The sequence below is a fragment of the Bacillus sp. SIMBA_008 genome (assembly GCF_046535495.1).
Taxonomy (GTDB): domain Bacteria; phylum Bacillota; class Bacilli; order Bacillales; family Bacillaceae; genus Bacillus; species Bacillus subtilis.
The window spans coordinates 160,355-176,550 of sequence record NZ_JAWRWL010000004.1 but is presented as its reverse complement, the minus strand read 5'-3'; the positions used below and the strand labels follow the sequence as shown (position 1 = coordinate 176,550).

The 16,196-nt window shown below is 47.1% G+C and carries 13 protein-coding genes; 8 read left to right on the top strand and 5 right to left on the bottom strand.

Going from position 1 to position 16,196, the window contains the following annotated elements; translation table 11 throughout:
• Window positions 1–26: 26 nt before the first annotated feature.
• From SB658_RS15010 to SB658_RS14995, 4 genes are all read right to left on the bottom strand, one after another.
• The gene (locus SB658_RS15010) at window positions 27–206 is read right to left on the bottom strand and encodes a hypothetical protein (protein ID WP_032677541.1); all 180 of its coding nucleotides are present in this window, start codon (window positions 204–206) and stop codon (window positions 27–29) included.
• 230 nt (window positions 207–436) lie between these two features.
• Entirely contained in the window at window positions 437–1,021 is a 585-nt protein-coding gene (locus tag SB658_RS15005) for a L,D-transpeptidase (protein WP_032730538.1), read from the bottom strand.
• On the bottom strand, window positions 1,018–1,932 hold the full coding sequence (folE2, locus tag SB658_RS15000; RefSeq protein WP_144500918.1) for a GTP cyclohydrolase FolE2: 915 nt from the start codon (window positions 1,930–1,932) through the stop codon (window positions 1,018–1,020). Before folE2 ends, SB658_RS15005 begins: the two co-directional genes overlap by 4 nt.
• A gap of 116 nt (window positions 1,933–2,048) precedes the next feature.
• On the bottom strand, window positions 2,049–3,254 hold the full coding sequence (locus SB658_RS14995) for an MFS transporter (RefSeq protein WP_015252853.1): 1,206 nt from the start codon (window positions 3,252–3,254) through the stop codon (window positions 2,049–2,051).
• A 179-nt stretch (window positions 3,255–3,433) separates the two neighbouring features.
• Between SB658_RS14995 and nasB the strand changes: the two genes are divergently transcribed.
• The 5 genes from nasB (at window position 3,434) to cobA (ending at window position 12,290) form a co-directional block, all read left to right on the top strand.
• Entirely contained in the window at window positions 3,434–5,749 is a 2,316-nt protein-coding gene (nasB, locus tag SB658_RS14990) for an assimilatory nitrate reductase electron transfer subunit NasB (RefSeq protein WP_144500917.1), read from the top strand.
• A gap of 6 nt (window positions 5,750–5,755) precedes the next feature.
• Entirely contained in the window at window positions 5,756–7,888 is a 2,133-nt protein-coding gene (nasC, locus tag SB658_RS14985; protein WP_144500916.1) for an assimilatory nitrate reductase catalytic subunit NasC, read from the top strand.
• Between the two features lie 120 nt (window positions 7,889–8,008).
• Entirely contained in the window at window positions 8,009–10,426 is a 2,418-nt protein-coding gene (gene nasD, locus SB658_RS14980) for an NADPH-nitrite reductase (RefSeq protein ID WP_144500915.1), read from the top strand.
• A gap of 31 nt (window positions 10,427–10,457) precedes the next feature.
• Entirely contained in the window at window positions 10,458–10,778 is a 321-nt protein-coding gene (nirD, locus tag SB658_RS14975) for a nitrite reductase small subunit NirD (protein WP_003246252.1), read from the top strand.
• Between the two features lie 60 nt (window positions 10,779–10,838).
• Window positions 10,839–12,290, top strand: coding sequence for a uroporphyrinogen-III C-methyltransferase (cobA, locus tag SB658_RS14970; protein ID WP_080348067.1), 1,452 nt, complete (start codon window positions 10,839–10,841; stop codon window positions 12,288–12,290).
• A 31-nt stretch (window positions 12,291–12,321) separates the two neighbouring features.
• On the opposite strand, the gene ffoR is transcribed toward cobA, so the two are convergent.
• Window positions 12,322–13,332, bottom strand: coding sequence for a ferredoxin--NADP(+) reductase (gene ffoR, locus SB658_RS14965; RefSeq protein ID WP_029727065.1), 1,011 nt, complete (start codon window positions 13,330–13,332; stop codon window positions 12,322–12,324).
• A 162-nt stretch (window positions 13,333–13,494) separates the two neighbouring features.
• Here ffoR and SB658_RS14960 point away from each other — a divergent pair, with 162 nt between their 5' ends.
• From SB658_RS14960 to SB658_RS14950, 3 genes are all read left to right on the top strand, one after another.
• Window positions 13,495–14,349, top strand: coding sequence for an alpha/beta fold hydrolase (locus SB658_RS14960; protein WP_069963972.1), 855 nt, complete (start codon window positions 13,495–13,497; stop codon window positions 14,347–14,349).
• Window positions 14,350–14,448: 99 nt separating this feature from the next.
• On the top strand, window positions 14,449–15,333 hold the full coding sequence (locus SB658_RS14955; protein WP_144500914.1) for a permease: 885 nt from the start codon (window positions 14,449–14,451) through the stop codon (window positions 15,331–15,333).
• A 4-nt stretch (window positions 15,334–15,337) separates the two neighbouring features.
• Window positions 15,338–16,195 (top strand): TIGR03943 family putative permease subunit, encoded by an 858-nt coding sequence (locus SB658_RS14950; protein ID WP_003234649.1) that lies wholly within the window; start codon window positions 15,338–15,340, stop codon window positions 16,193–16,195.
• Window position 16,196: the final 1 nt, after the last annotated feature.

Genomic DNA, 16,196 nt, shown 5'->3' with positions numbered 1-16,196 from the left:
ATAGTGCCTCCATTAAAATAGAATGATTACGATTTAAATTGAATACTTCGCCGTATGTACAATGGTGTAGAGCAGCTTTTCGCGCTCATTTCTCGCTGCCGCCCGATTTCTAAATCAGTAAAGACTCCAACCGCGTTTAATCCTTTTCCCCATCGCAAATCCCTGCCCTTGCCGACATTCGGAAAACCGCAGCTTGCATAAAGCAATTGCTCCACTTGCGTTGCTGAACCGATGGAGAGCGCAAATATCTCATCAGAATGCGGCTTGTGTATCGTCTCCAGTTTTCAAGAGACGCTTCATGGGGATCAATGACAGCAAGATCCTTAGCCTTTACGCTTTTCACAGATACAGACAATGATAAGCCATTTATCACAAAACGTAATTGTTACGATTTAAATTGTATGGTCTTTTTTCCTTTTTGTCAACGGTTTTCAATTCAGCTGATCACCACTTTTGTATGTTCAGGGATATTTTCATATACCCATTTCGCATCTGGAATGGTCAGCCTGATACATCCGTGAGATGCTTTCGTTCCTAGTTTTTCTGCTTCCGTTTTGATGACTTTTTGATCCTTAGTCATTGGCACACTATGAAATAAAAATTCACCGTGATTTTTCCATGATACCCAGTATTCTGCGCCTTCCTGGTATCCTTCGGAGAAAAACCATTCTCCCCGTTCAGGCTCTACATAAAAGGTGCCCTTTGGCGTAGCATCATCTTTTGTTTGATCAAGACCAGAAGAAATCATCATTGTATAGATGGTGTTGCTTCCTTCCTTGATGTAAGCCTTCTGCTCCTTCACATTCACATCAATCCAGACATGCTTCTGTTTAATATCCGGGTATTCTCCGCCCGAAGGCTTTGTCCAATCAATGCTTGTTTTTTCTGGTTTTCGGGCGGCCGTCATGTGCTCGTCCGTTTTCTTCGTATTTAAACTTGCGTGTTCTTCCGTATGATAAGAACACGCTGACAGCAGGCTGGCCGGCACAAGAACTGCAATAATGAATAATGAGCGTTTCATATTCTATCCACCTGTTTCGAAAAACGCAGCTTCGCGCAGGCATCGTGGAGATGGATCGATTCTTCATTGCGGCATTCAATCTCAAAGGCCGACACCCATTCAAGCTCAAACAAATCAGCAGCAATCAGCCGGACGAGATCCTCAACAAATCTCGGGTTTTCATAGGCCGTTTCTGTCACGGCTTTTTCATCAGGCCGCTTCAATACCGGATGCAGTCTCGCAGAAGCATTTGATTCTGCGGCGTGAAGCAAATCAGCTTTAACATCACTTGGCAGCGATGCGGCCGGGTGAATATCCGCCCAAATGCTGACCGTTCCCCTCTGATTATGGGCACTGTATTCGCTGATTTCCTTGGAGCAAGGGCACAGAGTCGTTACTTTTGCTGAGATGCCGGCACGCTGTTTAAACGGCTGATCTTTGCGATAGGTGACAGACATGAATATATCAGCATGCATCAAACCCGCTTTCTCAAGCTTCGGGCTTTTCCGTTCGAAAAACCACGGAAACCTCACTTCAACTGTGGCAGATGATGTGTCCATGTTTTCTGCAAGCTCTTTCGTAAATTGCTGAAGAGAGGAAAATGAGAGAATCCAGCCATTTTGATGATAGACTTGCAGCAGCTCTGTTAACCGGCTCATGTTAATCCCTTTCTGATTTCTCGGCAAATTACAAGTCATTGTAAAGTTCGCAGCCGTTGTTTGCTCGGCAGGCATCATGGCAGAAGTGATTGTGACTGGATGGGACACATTAGCGACACCTACATGCTGAATGTCAAAAAAATAATCCTTCCTGATATTTTGCAGGTCCTTCATTTTCTCTTTTTCCACTGGTTTCTCGCCTTTGATCGGACTGACCGATCCAAAGTATTGAAGACGCTCCGTTTTTTTCGGGAGCAGCGTATGTTGATTCATTCAGAAAACTCCTCTCGCTAACAAATCGTAATAATTACTATTTATTTTGATCTTTTCACTGTTGAAAATCAAGAGAAAATAAAAAAGACACGCACAAACGCGTGTCCGTCAAAATCCTAAACATCCGCCGGGCTGCTTTCCGCGCTCCAGCTTTTCCGCCAGTAATAGCCTGCGGCAAGCACAAGTGCAAACGCCAGCAGCGCGATACAGGAAAACGTGATAAAACCGATAGCATATGTGCCTGTCATCTGTTTGAGAGATCCTAAGATGTTCGGCAGGAAAAACCCTCCGATTCCTCCGGCCGCACCGACGATTCCCGTCACCATGCCAATTTCTTTGCGAAAACGCTGCGGCACGAGCTGGAATACTGCGCCGTTTCCCATTCCGAGCCCCATCATTCCGACAAACAATAGAACAATAACCATTGAAAGAGATGGCAGGCTGCTGACTCCGGCCATACACAGTGCCACGATGACAAACAATACAGAAAGAACTTTCGTGCCGCCGACACGATCCGAAATCAAGCCCCCGACAGGCCGGAAAAAGCTCCCCGCCGCCACACATAATGTAACGAAGTCCCCTGCGTGAATTTTTGACAGCTGGTATTGATCAACAAAGAAAATAGATAAAAAGCTTGAGAGCCCGACAAATCCGCCAAATGTGACGCTGTACAGCAGGCAGAAAAACCATGTTTCCTTTTGCCCGAACACATGCAGATAGCTTTTGAGCGGCTGCGGAGCCGGCTGTGCAGGAGAATCCTTTGCCATGGATACAAAAAGAATAAAGACGATCAATAATGGAATTAGCGCAATTCCCATGACAATGTGCCAGCCGAACTGCTCTGCCAGACGAGGGCCAAACAGGGTTGCAAACAACGTGCCGCTGTTCCCCGCTCCGGCAATCCCCATCGCAAGTCCCTGCAAATGAGGCGGATACCAGCGGCTGGCCATAGGCAGCGCTACAGCAAAGCTTGCCCCCGCCACGCCAAGCAGAATCCCGATGGCATACAGCTCAGTCAGGGAACGGCCGCCGAATGTCCCCCAAAGCAGCGGAATCATCGTCACCAGCATCCCGATCACTGCCGTTTTTTTCGGTCCGATTCTGTCCGTTAAAATACCAAGAATGATACGAAACACAGATCCAGATAAAATCGGCACAGCTACGACAAGCCCTTTCTCAAAAGGAGACAGGCCAAAATCCTGAGAAATATAAACACCCAGCGCCCCAAGCATAACCCATATCATAAAACTGACATCAAAGTATAAAAAGGAACAGAGCAAAGTGAGTGGATGACCGCTAGTTTTCAGTTCCGACAGCTTCATAAGATTCCCCTTTCTAGACCCTCATTATTTTACATTTTCTGAATCAAGGATATAGGACCATTATTTTCTGGAAAAGACATGTGTAAGTTTTTGTGACACGTTTAATGCGTTAACAGTGCATTGTGACATAATTTTTAATAGGAGAAAACTTACGAGCTTCGCCAAAGGAGGTCTGATACATGAAGAAACAAAGATTGGTGTTAGCGGGAAACGGCATGGCCGGAATCCGCTGTATTGAAGAAGTATTAAAGCTGAATCGCCACATGTTTGAGATTGTCATTTTCGGAAGCGAGCCGCATCCCAATTACAATCGCATTCTCTTATCCTCTGTATTGCAGGGTGAAGCGTCACTCGATGATATTACACTGAACAGCAAGGATTGGTACGACAAGCACGGGATCACGCTTTACACAGGCGAAACGGTTATTCAGATTGATACAGATCAGCAGCAGGTCATCACAGATCGGAAACGCACTCTGTCGTATGACAAATTAATAGTGGCAACAGGCTCCTCCCCTCATATTCTCCCTATCCCCGGGGCAGACAAAAAAGGTGTCTATGGATTTCGGACAATAGAAGACTGCCAAGCGCTGATGAACATGGCCCAGCACTTTCAAAAGGCTGCGGTAATCGGAGCCGGCTTATTAGGACTGGAAGCTGCAGTAGGTTTACAGCATCTCGGTATGGATGTCAGCGTCATTCACCACTCCGCCGGCATTATGCAAAAACAGCTCGATCAAACAGCGGCGCGGCTGCTGCAAACAGAGCTGGAACAAAAAGGCCTAACCTTTCTTTTGGAGAAAGACACCGTCTCCATTTCCGGCGCCACGAAGGCAGACCGAATCCATTTTAAAGATGGCTCTTCATTAAAAGCAGACTTGATTGTGATGGCGGCCGGCGTCAAACCGAATATTGAATTGGCTGTATCCGCTGGAATCAAAGTGAACCGCGGGATCATCGTGAATGACTTCATGCAGACAAGCGAACCGAATATCTACGCCGTTGGTGAATGCGCTGAGCATAACGGAACGGTGTACGGATTGGTCGCTCCGCTTTATGAGCAGGGAAAAGTTCTCGCCAGTCATATTTGCGGCGTTCCATGTAAGGAATATCAAGGCTCAGCACCATCTGCGGCGTTAAAAATAGCTGGAATCGATGTGTGGTCAGCAGGAAAGATCCAAGAGGATGAACGCACGACGAGCATCAAAATCTACGACGAACAAGCAGGCGTTTATAAAAAAGCGCTTTTTGTAGATGACAAACTGGCCGGCGTTATTTTATTCGGAGACACCCGTGACAAGCAGCGGCTTCTCGACAGCCTGCTTAAACAACGAGACATCTCCATTGTCAAAAAGCAGATCATCGAACCGGAGACAAGCAGCACTTTATTTGAATCCATGCCTTCCAGTGAAACGATTTGCCAATGCAACACAGTGACGAAAGGCGCGATTGAAGATGCGGTGAACACGAAAAGCTTAACAACTGTTGAGGAAGTCAAGCACTGCACCAAAGCCTCTGGGTCCTGCGGGGGATGCAAACCGCTCGTTGAAGACCTTTTGAGGTACATGACCAACAGCGAATATACGAAGCCCGCCGGCACACTTTCGTTTTGCAGCTGTACTGATTTTACAGAAGACGACATCATCGCTGAGCTTCAGCGCAGGCCATTCACTAATCCGGCAGAAGTGATGAACCAGCTTGGCTGGAAAACAAAAAACGGATGCAGTACTTGTGTTCCTGCGATTCAATACTATCTGGAAATGCTGTACCCCGGGTTTGTACAGCCTGAGCCAGCCACTGAAGAGACATGCATCCTGATTCCGCAAATGTACGGCGGGCGGACAAACGCGGAGCAGCTAAGAACCATCGCTAACATCATTGAGGCATACAGCATTTCCGACGTATCCATCACTCACGGCCAAAGGCTGAAGCTTTCCGGGATCAAGCCTGCGGATCTCCCGAACATGAAAAAAGATCTGAAAATGCCCGTTTACACCAATGAACACCGACACACGCTGCAAAGCATCAAAGCATGTACATGCGGGCAAAATCGATCGATTCAGCAGCTGGCAGCCCAAATCGAAAGACAACTTGAGACGCTTCCCTTACCCGCTCCCATTTCTATCAGCTTATCATGTGAAACTGACTGCACCGATGCCGCCCTGCAAGATGTCGGCGCAATTCGGACACAAGCTGGCTGGGACATTCACATCGGCGGCGTCCGGGGAACTCATGCCCGTTCAGGAGCTTTGTTTTGCGTGACTGAGAACGAAGACAGCACTGCCGGCATGATCAAAGGACTGATCCAGTATTATCGGGAAACGGCTCATTACTTAGAAGGTGTTCATCAGTGGATAGACCGTCTCGGGATCGTTCATATCAGAGAAGTGCTATTCGAAGAAGACCTAAGGGCACAGCTGCTGGAAAGCCTCCAAACAGATCTGTCACTGATTCAAAACCCGACTGTAGAGACGGGTGCATATAAGAAAGGATGAGGCATTTTGACTGAACGACTGCTTAGATATTTCCGTGATAAACAGCAAGACGTCCAATCAGAAAAAACATATGACACTCAATGCCCGTTTTGCAGCATGCAGTGCAAAATGCAGCTCGTGGAACAAACCATCGTCACGCGCAAAAAGTACACTGCGATCGGGATTGATAATCCTACGACACAGGGTCGGCTATGCATGAAGGGCATGAATGCTCACCAGCATGCCTTGAACTCCTCTCGCATCACCCGCCCTCTGCTGAAGAAAAACGGCGAGTTTATCCCTGTTTCCTGGGAAGAAGCATTGAATTACATTAAAGACCAAGTGACAATGATCCAAGCAGAACACGGCCATGACGCCATGGCGGTATACGGAAGCGCCTCGATTACAAATGAAGAGGCGTATTTGTTAGGGAAATTCGCACGGGTGGGCTTACAGACAAAATACATCGACTATAACGGGAGGCTTTGTATGTCCGCCGCAGCAACCGCAGCCAACCAAACATTCGGAGCCGATAGAGGCTTAACGAATCCCTTATCAGACATTCCCCACACCCGTGTGATCATTCTGGCCGGCACCAATATCGCGGAATGCCAGCCTACGATTATGCCGTATTTTGAAAAAGCGAAAGAAAACGGAGCTTACATCATTGCCATTGATCCGCGTGAAACAGCAACAACAAAAATCGCCGATCTTCATCTGAAAATCAAACCTGGCACAGACGCCGCCCTTGCCAACGCTCTCGTCAAAATCATCATTGACGAACAGCTTATAAACGAGGATTTCATTCAATCACGAACAAATGGATTCGAAGAGCTGAAGCAGCATACTGACTCGTTGGACCTGAATGACATCGCCGAACAGACGAGTGTCCCCCTAGCGGATATAAGAAAAGCTGCTGTAAAGTTTGCCAAGGAAACGTCCGGCATGCTGTTTACAGCCCGCGGGATTGAACAGCAAACCGATGGAACAGCGGCTGTGAAAGGCTTCTTAAACATGGTGCTGATCACAGGAAAAATCGGTACACCTTACTCAGGTTACGGGGCGATCACCGGACAAGGCAACGGGCAAGGTGCAAGAGAGCATGGCCAAAAAGCCGATCAGCTTCCGGGCTATCGATCTATTGAAAACGAACAACACCGGGCACATGTTGCGAAAGTGTGGGGAATCCATCAGGATGATCTGCCGCGAAAAGGTGTCTCAGCCTATGAAATGATGGAAAAAATCAATGACGGCGACATCAAGGGATTGTTCCTCATGTGCTCCAATCCTGCTGTCTCCAGTCCAAATGCGAATCTCGTAAAAAAGGCTTTACGTAAACTGACATTCTTTGTTGCAATCGATTTGTTTATTTCTGAGACTGCGAAATACGCAGATGTGATTTTACCCGCCTCCTCTTACTTAGAAGATGAAGGCACCATGACAAATGTAGAAGGACGCGTGACATTAAGAGAAGCAAGCCGGCCATGTCCCGGCGAAGCAAAGCATGATTGGCAGATCATTTGTGATCTCGCATCCGCTCTCGGCAAGGGCCGCTACTTTTCTTATACGTCAGCGGAGGATATTTTTAATGAATTGAGAGAAGCGAGCCGAGGCGGGATTGCCGATTATTCAGGCATCTTATACGACAGGCTCAGACGTGAAGGCGGCATTCATTGGCCGTGTCCGGAATCTGATCATCCCGGAACTGGGCGCTTGTTTACAGAATCATTTGCTCATCCGGATCAAAAAGCGGCATTAAGTGTGATTCCAAACGAACCATCTGTTCCAAAAGAGAAGCCGACAGCCGATTATCCGCTTTATTTAACGACAGGCAGAGTCATGTCTCACTACTTAACAGGCGTCCAAACAAGAAAAAGCGCCGCCCTTGCCGCGAGACATTTTGAATCGTTTATGGAAATCCATCCGCAAACAGCAGCGACCTACAATATCGAGGACCGTGTACTGGTAAAAATAGAATCGCCGCGGGGAAGCATCACCGTCCGCAGCAAATTATCAGAACAAATCAGAAAAGATACTGTTTTTGTTCCCATCCATTGGGCAGACGCTCAAAATGTGAATGATTTAATCGGAGAAGCCTTAGATCCAGCCTGTAAAATGCCCGGTTTTAAGGTATGCGCTGTCCGAATCAGACCTATTTAAATTTTTCATAAAATTTTTAGAACTTTTCGTATATTTTGTTACATTTTATAACATGTATCTTAAATATTCCTTTTTGCTGTGCTACGCTGGAAAAAACATTGATAAGGAGCGGATCATCTGATGGGAAAAAAACAGCTAGTTCTTGTTGGTAATGGAATGGCCGGGGTAAGGGCCATTGAAGAGATACTGAGTGTTGCTAAAGACGAGTTTCAGATCACAATTTTCGGTGCCGAACCGCATCCCAATTACAACCGAATCCTTTTGTCAAAAGTGCTTCAAGGCGATACAGATATTAAAGATATTACGTTAAACGATTGGGACTGGTACGAAGAAAACAACATTCAATTGTATACAAATGAAACAGTCATCAAAGTGGACACGGAAAACAAAACAGTCATCACAGATGCAGACAGAATCCAGCCTTACGATGAATTGATCCTGGCGACAGGCTCGGTCCCTTTTATCCTTCCGATTCCGGGCGCAGACAAAAAAGGCGTCACAGCTTTCCGGGATATAAAAGATACAGACACAATGCTCGCCGCGTCAAAACAATATAAAAAAGCTGCCGTCATCGGCGGAGGACTTCTTGGTTTGGAAGCCGCTCGCGGACTGCTGAATCTCGGCATGGAAGTATCCGTCATCCACCTCGCCCCATTCCTGATGGAGCGCCAGCTTGATGCAACGGCAGGACGCCTGCTGCAAAACGAGTTAGAAAAACAAGGTATGACCTTTTTACTCGAAAAGCAAACAGAAGAAATTGTCGGTGATGACCGTGTCGAAGGCCTTCGCTTCAAAGATGGCACAAGCATTGAAGCCGATTTAGTCGTCATGGCTGTCGGCATCCGCCCGAATACAACACTCGGCGCCGAGAGCGGCATTCCGGTTAACCGCGGCATCATCGTCAATGATTATATGCAGACTGAAATCCCGCACATTTACGCGGTCGGCGAATGTGCCGAGCACCGCGGAATCGCCTACGGGCTTGTGGCGCCGCTCTATGAACAGGCAAAAGTGCTGGCGAAGCATATTTGCGGCATCGAAACAAAACCGTATGAGGGCTCCGTTCTCTCCACACAGTTAAAGGTATCAGGCGTCGAGGTCTTCTCTGCCGGTGACTTTAACGAATCAGAGGAGAAAAAAGCGATTAAAGTCTTCGATGAGCAGGACGGCATCTATAAAAAAATAGTCCTGAGAGGCAATCAAATTGTCGGTGCTGTTTTATTCGGTGACAGCAACGAAGGCAACCGCCTGTTTTCTATGATTCAAAAAGAAGCCGATATCTCTGAAACCTCTAAAATATCAATCTTACAGCCTCTCAGCCAAGAAGCAGGCACAAGCATAACCGCAGCGATGAGCGACGATGAAATCATCTGCGGCTGTAACGGCGTGTCAAAAGGTGCGATTATTCAAGCCATACAGGAAAAGGGCTGCTCGTCAACGGACGAAATCAAAGCATGCACCGGCGCATCCCGCTCATGCGGAGGCTGTAAGCCACTCGTAGAAGAAATCCTCCAGCATACGCTCGGATCAGACTTTGATGCGTCAGCGCAAAAAGAAGCCATTTGCGGCTGCACCACATTGTCAAGAGATGAAGTCGTAGAAGAAATCAAAGCCAAAGGGCTGTCACATACAAGAGAAGTCATGAATGTGCTCGGCTGGAAAACGCCAGAAGGCTGTTCCAAATGCCGGCCCGCTCTGAACTACTACTTAGGCATGATCAATCCAACCAAATACGAGGATGACCGGACATCCCGCTTTGTTAATGAACGAATGCACGCCAATATTCAAAAAGACGGAACATACTCAGTCGTTCCTCGGATGTACGGCGGCGTGACCAACTCCACAGATTTGCGCAAGATCGCCGATGTCGTTGACAAATATGAGATCCCGCTCGTGAAAATGACAGGCGGCCAGCGAATTGATCTTATCGGCGTGAAAAAAGAAGACCTTCCGAAGGTATGGGAAGATCTTGATATGCCGTCGGGCTACGCGTACGGAAAAACGCTCCGCACAGTGAAAACTTGTGTAGGCGAGCAATTCTGCCGCTTTGGCACACAAGACTCCATGGCACTGGGCATTGCGCTTGAGAAAAAATTCGAAGGGCTAAACACGCCGCACAAAGTCAAAATGGCCGTGTCTGCATGCCCGCGAAACTGTGCGGAATCCGGCATTAAGGACCTTGGCGTTGTCGGCATCGACGGAGGCTGGGAGCTTTATGTCGGCGGAAACGGCGGAACCCACTTGCGTGCCGGCGATTTGCTGATGAAGGTGAAAACAAATGAAGAAGTCTTAGAATACGCAGGCGCTTACCTGCAATATTACAGGGAAACCGCAAACTATCTGGAGCGTACGTCCGCATGGCTTGAGCGCGTCGGTTTATCCCATGTCCAATCCGTGTTAAACGATCCGCAAAAGCGGCAGGAGCTGAACGACCGAATGAATGAAACACTCTCTGTCCACAAGGATCCGTGGAAAGACTTTTTAGAGGATAAACAAACCTCAAAAGAATTATTTGAAAATGTCGTGACCACATCATAATGACAAAAACAATCATTGAGGAGGAATGGACATGGTAAACAAAGACGTAACAAAAGTATGTATCGGAAAAATTGAAGAATTGCCTGAACAATTAGGCAAAACAGTGTATATTGAAGATAAGGAGCTCGCGGTTTTCAAGCTTTCAGACGGAAGCATCCGCGCCATCGAAAACCGCTGTCCGCATAAGGGCGGCGTCCTGGCAGAAGGCATCGTCAGCGGTCAATATGTTTTCTGCCCGATGCACGACTGGAAAATTTCCTTAGAAGACGGAATCGTCCAAGAACCTGACCACGGATGCGTCAAAACATATGAAACGCTGATCGAAGGAGAACATGTTTATCTCGTATATTGATCAAAAGACCGGATCACTTTTCTAGTGGTCCTTCATTTTTTACAGTGACGGAAGGATGACATGATCATGAAGAACGGAATCGTATATTTCGTGGGAGCCGGACCCGGCGACCCAGGCCTGCTCACCATCAAAGGAAAACAGGCGCTCGAGGAAGCAGATGTGATTTTATATGACCGGCTCGCCAACCCGAAGCTGCTCGAATTTGCATCACCGGACTGCCAGTTTATTTATTGCGGAAAACTGCCAAACCGCCATTTTATGAAACAAAAAGAAATTAACGCCCTGCTGGTTGAAAAAGCATTAAATGGGTTAACCGTCGTTCGCTTGAAGGGCGGAGATCCGAGCGTATTCGGCAGAGTCGGCGAGGAAGCAGATGCTCTTCATGAGCACGGCATTCGCTATGAAATGGTGCCGGGAATCACCTCTGGAATTGCAGCGCCGCTATATGCGGGCATCCCCGTCACGCATCGGGATTTCGCATCGTCTTTTGCCATGATTACAGCGCATGATAAATCATTAAAAGGCACGCCGAACCTTGACTGGGAAGGGCTTGCACGAAGCGTACAAACCCTTGTTTTTTACATGGGTGTCAAGAACTTGTCTTATATTTGCCAGCAGCTTATTTCATACGGGAAATCGCCTTCTGTCCCTGTCATTGTCATCCAATGGGGAACGTGGGGCCGCCAGCGGAGTGTGAAAGGAACACTTGAGAACATTCAGCAAAAAGTGCAGGAACACCAGATTACAAACCCTGCGATTATCGTCATCGGAGACATCGTCAACTTTCAAACACACGGCTGGTTTGAAAGCAAACCGCTCATCGGACGGCATTTGATGGTTGTGACTCATGGCGAAGATGAAGACCCGCTTGCAGACAAGCTGCGCGATTCCGGCGCCGATGTCATCGAGTGGCCGAAATGGCGGACCGAAAACATGCCAGTCAATGAAGACATTCTTCGAAAGATTGGCACCTTTGAAGACGTTTTTTTCACATCGCGCCGAGCGGTTTGTGAATTTTTCAGAGCACTGGCTTCTCAGAAAATCGACATCCGCCAGCTGACAGCCAAACTGAGTGCAGCATCTGAGCAAGCAAAGACAGAGCTTGAGAAACGGGGCTTTCTTGTCACCGCCATTCAACCTGATTCAGAGAAACGTCTTGTTGTCGGGAGCCGCCATGCAGTGGAATTCATGCAAAAGCATGAATCCTGTTCGTTTTATATCACTCATGAAAACGTCATAGATGACCGGTTCACCCACATGATTCAGCGTACCATCAGTGAATCCCCGCTGCACATGGTCATTTGCCCGAACAAGCTGTCCGTTCAGCAATTGATCAATGGTGGCGAACAAATTGGCATTTCGCCGGAATTGTCAGCAAGCCGGCCCCCTATCGTCTGTATAGGCGATGACTCAGCTGCCGAAGCTTATGGATTCACAGCTGTACAAGAACAGGATGAATTGCTAGCTTTCATTCAGAATCAACAGACGCAGAAAAAGCTCCTTCACAGCTGATGGCTGGCAGCCCTTTCCCCCAAGGGCTGTTTTATTTATGTACCAATTTTTTATGATGGGTGGAATACATCGCCATATTCTCGGCCTTAGGGTCCAGATAAGCCTTGGCACTGTTGACCGCTGTCGGGCCTTCGGTAAAGCCGCCGGCAATCAATCTCAGCTTGCTTTCATAAAAAGCCGCGTCACCCGCTACAAACACGCCCGGAAGATTCGTCCGCATATGTCTGTCAGCTTTCACCCTGCCTTCTTCAATCTCCAGCCCCCACTCCATCATCGGCCCTAGATCAATTTTGAAGCCATGATTAATGATCAGCTCATCAATTTCTATGTCTTTCCTCTGGCCAGACTCAGTATGACAAACGGTCACGCTTTTGATGCCCTCTTCATCTCCGTTCAAATGCTCCAGCCGATAAGGCGTAAGCACCCGCACCGATGATTGCTTCATTTTCGTCACGCTGCTTTCCATTCCGCCGAATTCCTCACGCCGATGAACGACAGTCACAGACGCCGCAATCGGTTCAAGCTCATTAGCCCAATCGACCGCAGTATCTCCGCCGCCTGATATCACCACGCGTTTCCCTTTAAACGCATCGAGCTTCTCCACTCCATAATGAAGATTTTTGCCCGCATATCGGGCCGCATCCTCGCTGTCAAACTCATTGACCTCAAGTGTACCCATGCCGCAAGCCAAAATCACAGTTCTTGTATAGTGCTTTTCCCCTTCAGAACCCGTCAGTACAATGGTGCCGTCATTCAGGCGTTCAAACCCGGTCACACGCTGATTCAATACGATATCAGGATCAAATGTTGCCGCCTGCTCCTTCAGCTGCTCGATCAGCTGCTTTCCCGCAATCCCCGGTATGCCGCCGATATCGCGAATGATTTTCTCAGGAAAGAATAAAGACACCTTCCCTCCGAGCTTCGGCAAAAATTCGATTACCTTTGTTTTCAGCTCCCGCATCCCGCAGTAAAAAGCAGTAAACAGCCCGATCGGCCCGCCCCCTATAATCGTAACGTCATATACCTCTTGATTCTCAGCCATCCGTCCTGCCTCCCGTTCACATCTATATCAAATCATTTTAATTGAGAATGAATATCAATACAGAGTATATCATATTTCACGAGCCTGTGTTTATTCATTTCTTCACCTTGTGATCAATTGCTGAAAACTCTATAATAGGCAAAAAACAAATGGGAGTAACAGATGAAAAGACGAGTCGAAACGATCACCTTCGATGGCAGTACACTAGAATATTCTGTGACAGGCAAGGGAACTCCGATCCTTGTCATGCATGGCGGGCATTCAAATTGTTACGAGGAATTCGGATACACAGCGTTGATTGAGCAAGGGTATTCCATCATTACGCCTTCAAGGCCTGGCTATGGACGGACGTCAAAAGAAATTGGAAAAAGTCTTGCCAATGCCTGCCGTTTCTATGTGAAATTATTAGATCATTTACAAATCGAGAGTGTCCATGTGATCGCCATCTCAGCAGGAGGGCCGAGCGGCATATGCTTTGCCTCACATTATCCGAAAAGAGTAAATACATTGACCCTGCAATCCGCGGTCACCAAAGAGTGGCTCACCCCAAAAGACACTGAATATAAATTGGGGAGAATTCTCTTCCGCCCGCCGGTGGAAAAGTGGATATGGAAGCTGATTTCTTCTTTGAATAACGCTTTCCCGGGTTTGATGTTTCGAGCTATGAGCCCCCAATTCAGCACGCTTCCGTTTCAGCGAATCAAGTCCTTGATGGATGAAAAAGACATAGAAGCATTTCGGAAAATGAACAGCCGGCAGCGCTCGGGTGAAGGATTTCTGCTTGACTTGTCACAAACCGCCGCTGTAACTTTAAAAGACCTGCAAGCCATCTTATGTCCCGTGCTGATTATGCAAAGTGTTTATGATGGATTAGTTGGCTTGTCACATGCACATCATGCAAAAGAGCACATTCGTGGCGCTGTTCTCTGTTTGCTTCACTCATGGGGACACCTGATTTGGCTCGGAAAAGAAGCTGCAGAAACAGACAGTATCCTACTCGGTTTTTTGGAATCCTAACCAAAGTGAAACGATCCTTTCCCTTCCTCCGTCAAACAAGCAGTGCCTTTTTTTCTGGTATCATAAGAAAGGCAGCTTAACATGAGCGGAGGTTTTATTGTGACAGCACAATCATCTTTTCTTCAGCTGAATTCTATTTTTATCAGCATTTTAATAGAAGCCATTCCGTTTATTCTGATTGGCGTCATACTTTCCGGAATCATTCAAATGTTTGTTTCTGAAGAAATGATTGCAAGAATCATGCCGAAAAACCGTTTTCTCGCCGTTTTATTCGGTGCGCTGGCCGGCGTTTTATTTCCCGCCTGCGAATGCGGCATCATCCCGATTACGAGGCGGCTTCTGTTAAAGGGAGTTCCTCTGCATGCGGGCGTTGCTTTCATGCTGACCGCGCCTATCATTAATCCTATCGTTTTATTTTCTACTTATATTGCGTTCGGGAATAGATGGAGCGTGGTCTTTTACAGAGGCGGACTGGCTCTCGCCGTTTTGCTGATCATCGGGGTCATCTTATCCTATCAATTTAAGGATAACCAGCTTTTAAAGCCTGATGAACCCGGGCACCACCATCATCATCACGGCACCTTGCTCCAAAAACTGGGCGGGACCTTGCGGCATGCCATTGATGAATTTTTCTCCGTGGGGAAATATTTAATCATCGGCGCCTTTATCGCAGCCGCTATGCAGACGTATGTCAAAACATCCACTCTGCTTGCGATCGGGCAGAATGATGTATCCTCTTCCCTCGTGATGATGGGTCTGGCGTTTGTCCTGTCGCTTTGTTCAGAAGTTGATGCGTTCATCGCGTCTTCCTTCAGCAGCACGTTTTCATTAGGATCGTTAATCGCCTTTCTCGTCTTTGGTGCAATGGTGGATATTAAGAATCTATTGATGATGCTTGCGGCCTTCAAAAAACGATTTGTTTTCCTGCTGATTACATACATTGTCGTGATTGTTTTAGCGGGATCACTACTGGTAAAGGGGTGATTGGATGTTTCGTTTATTGGTGCTGATGGGATTTACGTTTTTCTTTTATCATCTGCATGCCTCAGGAAATCTAACAAAATATATCAATATGAAATATGCCTATCTTTCCTTTATTGCGATCTTCCTGCTGGCCATTCTGACCGCCGTCCAAGCATATCTATTTATCAAGTCGCCTGAAAAAAGCGGACATCACCATGACCATGATTGCGGGTGCGGCCATGATCACGAGCATGACCATGAACAAAACAAGCCATTTTATCAGCGTTATTTGATTTATGTTGTTTTTCTTTTTCCTTTGGTGTCAGGCATCTTCTTCCCGATTGCAACGCTTGACTCATCCATAGTCAAAACAAAAGGGTTCTCGTTTAAGGCGATGGAGAGCGGAGATCACTACTCCCAAACACAGTATTTGCGGCCTGATGCCAGCCTTTATTACGCGCAAGACAGCTATGACAAACAAATGAAACAGCTGTTTAATAAGTATTCCAGCAAAAAAGAGATTTCTCTGACCGATGACGATTTCCTAAAAGGAATGGAAACCATCTATAACTATCCGGGTGAATTTCTCGGACGGACGATAGAATTTCATGGATTTGCTTACAAAGGAAACGCAATTAACAAAAATCAGCTGTTCGTATTAAGGTTTGGCATCATTCACTGTATCGCTGATTCCGGCGTGTACGGGATGCTTGTGGAATTTCCGAAGGACATGGACATCAAGGATGATGAATGGATTCACATTAAGGGCACTCTGGCCTCAGAATATTACCAGCCATTCAAGTCAACTCTCCCTGTCGTCAAAGTAACTGACTGGAATACCATTAAAAAACCTGATGATCCGTATGTTTACAGAGGATTTTAAG

Bases quoted from the DNA above. Each gene is read 5' to 3' on its own strand.
- nasB (WP_144500917.1), top strand. From the start codon at position 3,434: ATGAAGAAACAAAGATTGGTGTTAGCGGGAAACGGCATGGCCGGAATC.
- cobA (WP_080348067.1), top strand. From the start codon at position 10,839: ATGATCATGAAGAACGGAATCGTATATTTCGTGGGAGCCGGACCCGGC.
- SB658_RS14995 (WP_015252853.1), bottom strand. From the start codon at position 3,254: ATGAAGCTGTCGGAACTGAAAACTAGCGGTCATCCACTCACTTTGCTC.
- nasD (WP_144500915.1), top strand. From the start codon at position 8,009: ATGGGAAAAAAACAGCTAGTTCTTGTTGGTAATGGAATGGCCGGGGTA.
- SB658_RS14950 (WP_003234649.1), top strand. From the start codon at position 15,338: ATGTTTCGTTTATTGGTGCTGATGGGATTTACGTTTTTCTTTTATCAT.
- folE2 (WP_144500918.1), bottom strand. From the start codon at position 1,932: ATGAATCAACATACGCTGCTCCCGAAAAAAACGGAGCGTCTTCAATAC.
- ffoR (WP_029727065.1), bottom strand. From the start codon at position 13,332: ATGGCTGAGAATCAAGAGGTATATGACGTTACGATTATAGGGGGCGGG.
- SB658_RS14960 (WP_069963972.1), top strand. From the start codon at position 13,495: ATGAAAAGACGAGTCGAAACGATCACCTTCGATGGCAGTACACTAGAA.
- nirD (WP_003246252.1), top strand. From the start codon at position 10,458: ATGGTAAACAAAGACGTAACAAAAGTATGTATCGGAAAAATTGAAGAA.
- SB658_RS15005 (WP_032730538.1), bottom strand. From the start codon at position 1,021: ATGAAACGCTCATTATTCATTATTGCAGTTCTTGTGCCGGCCAGCCTG.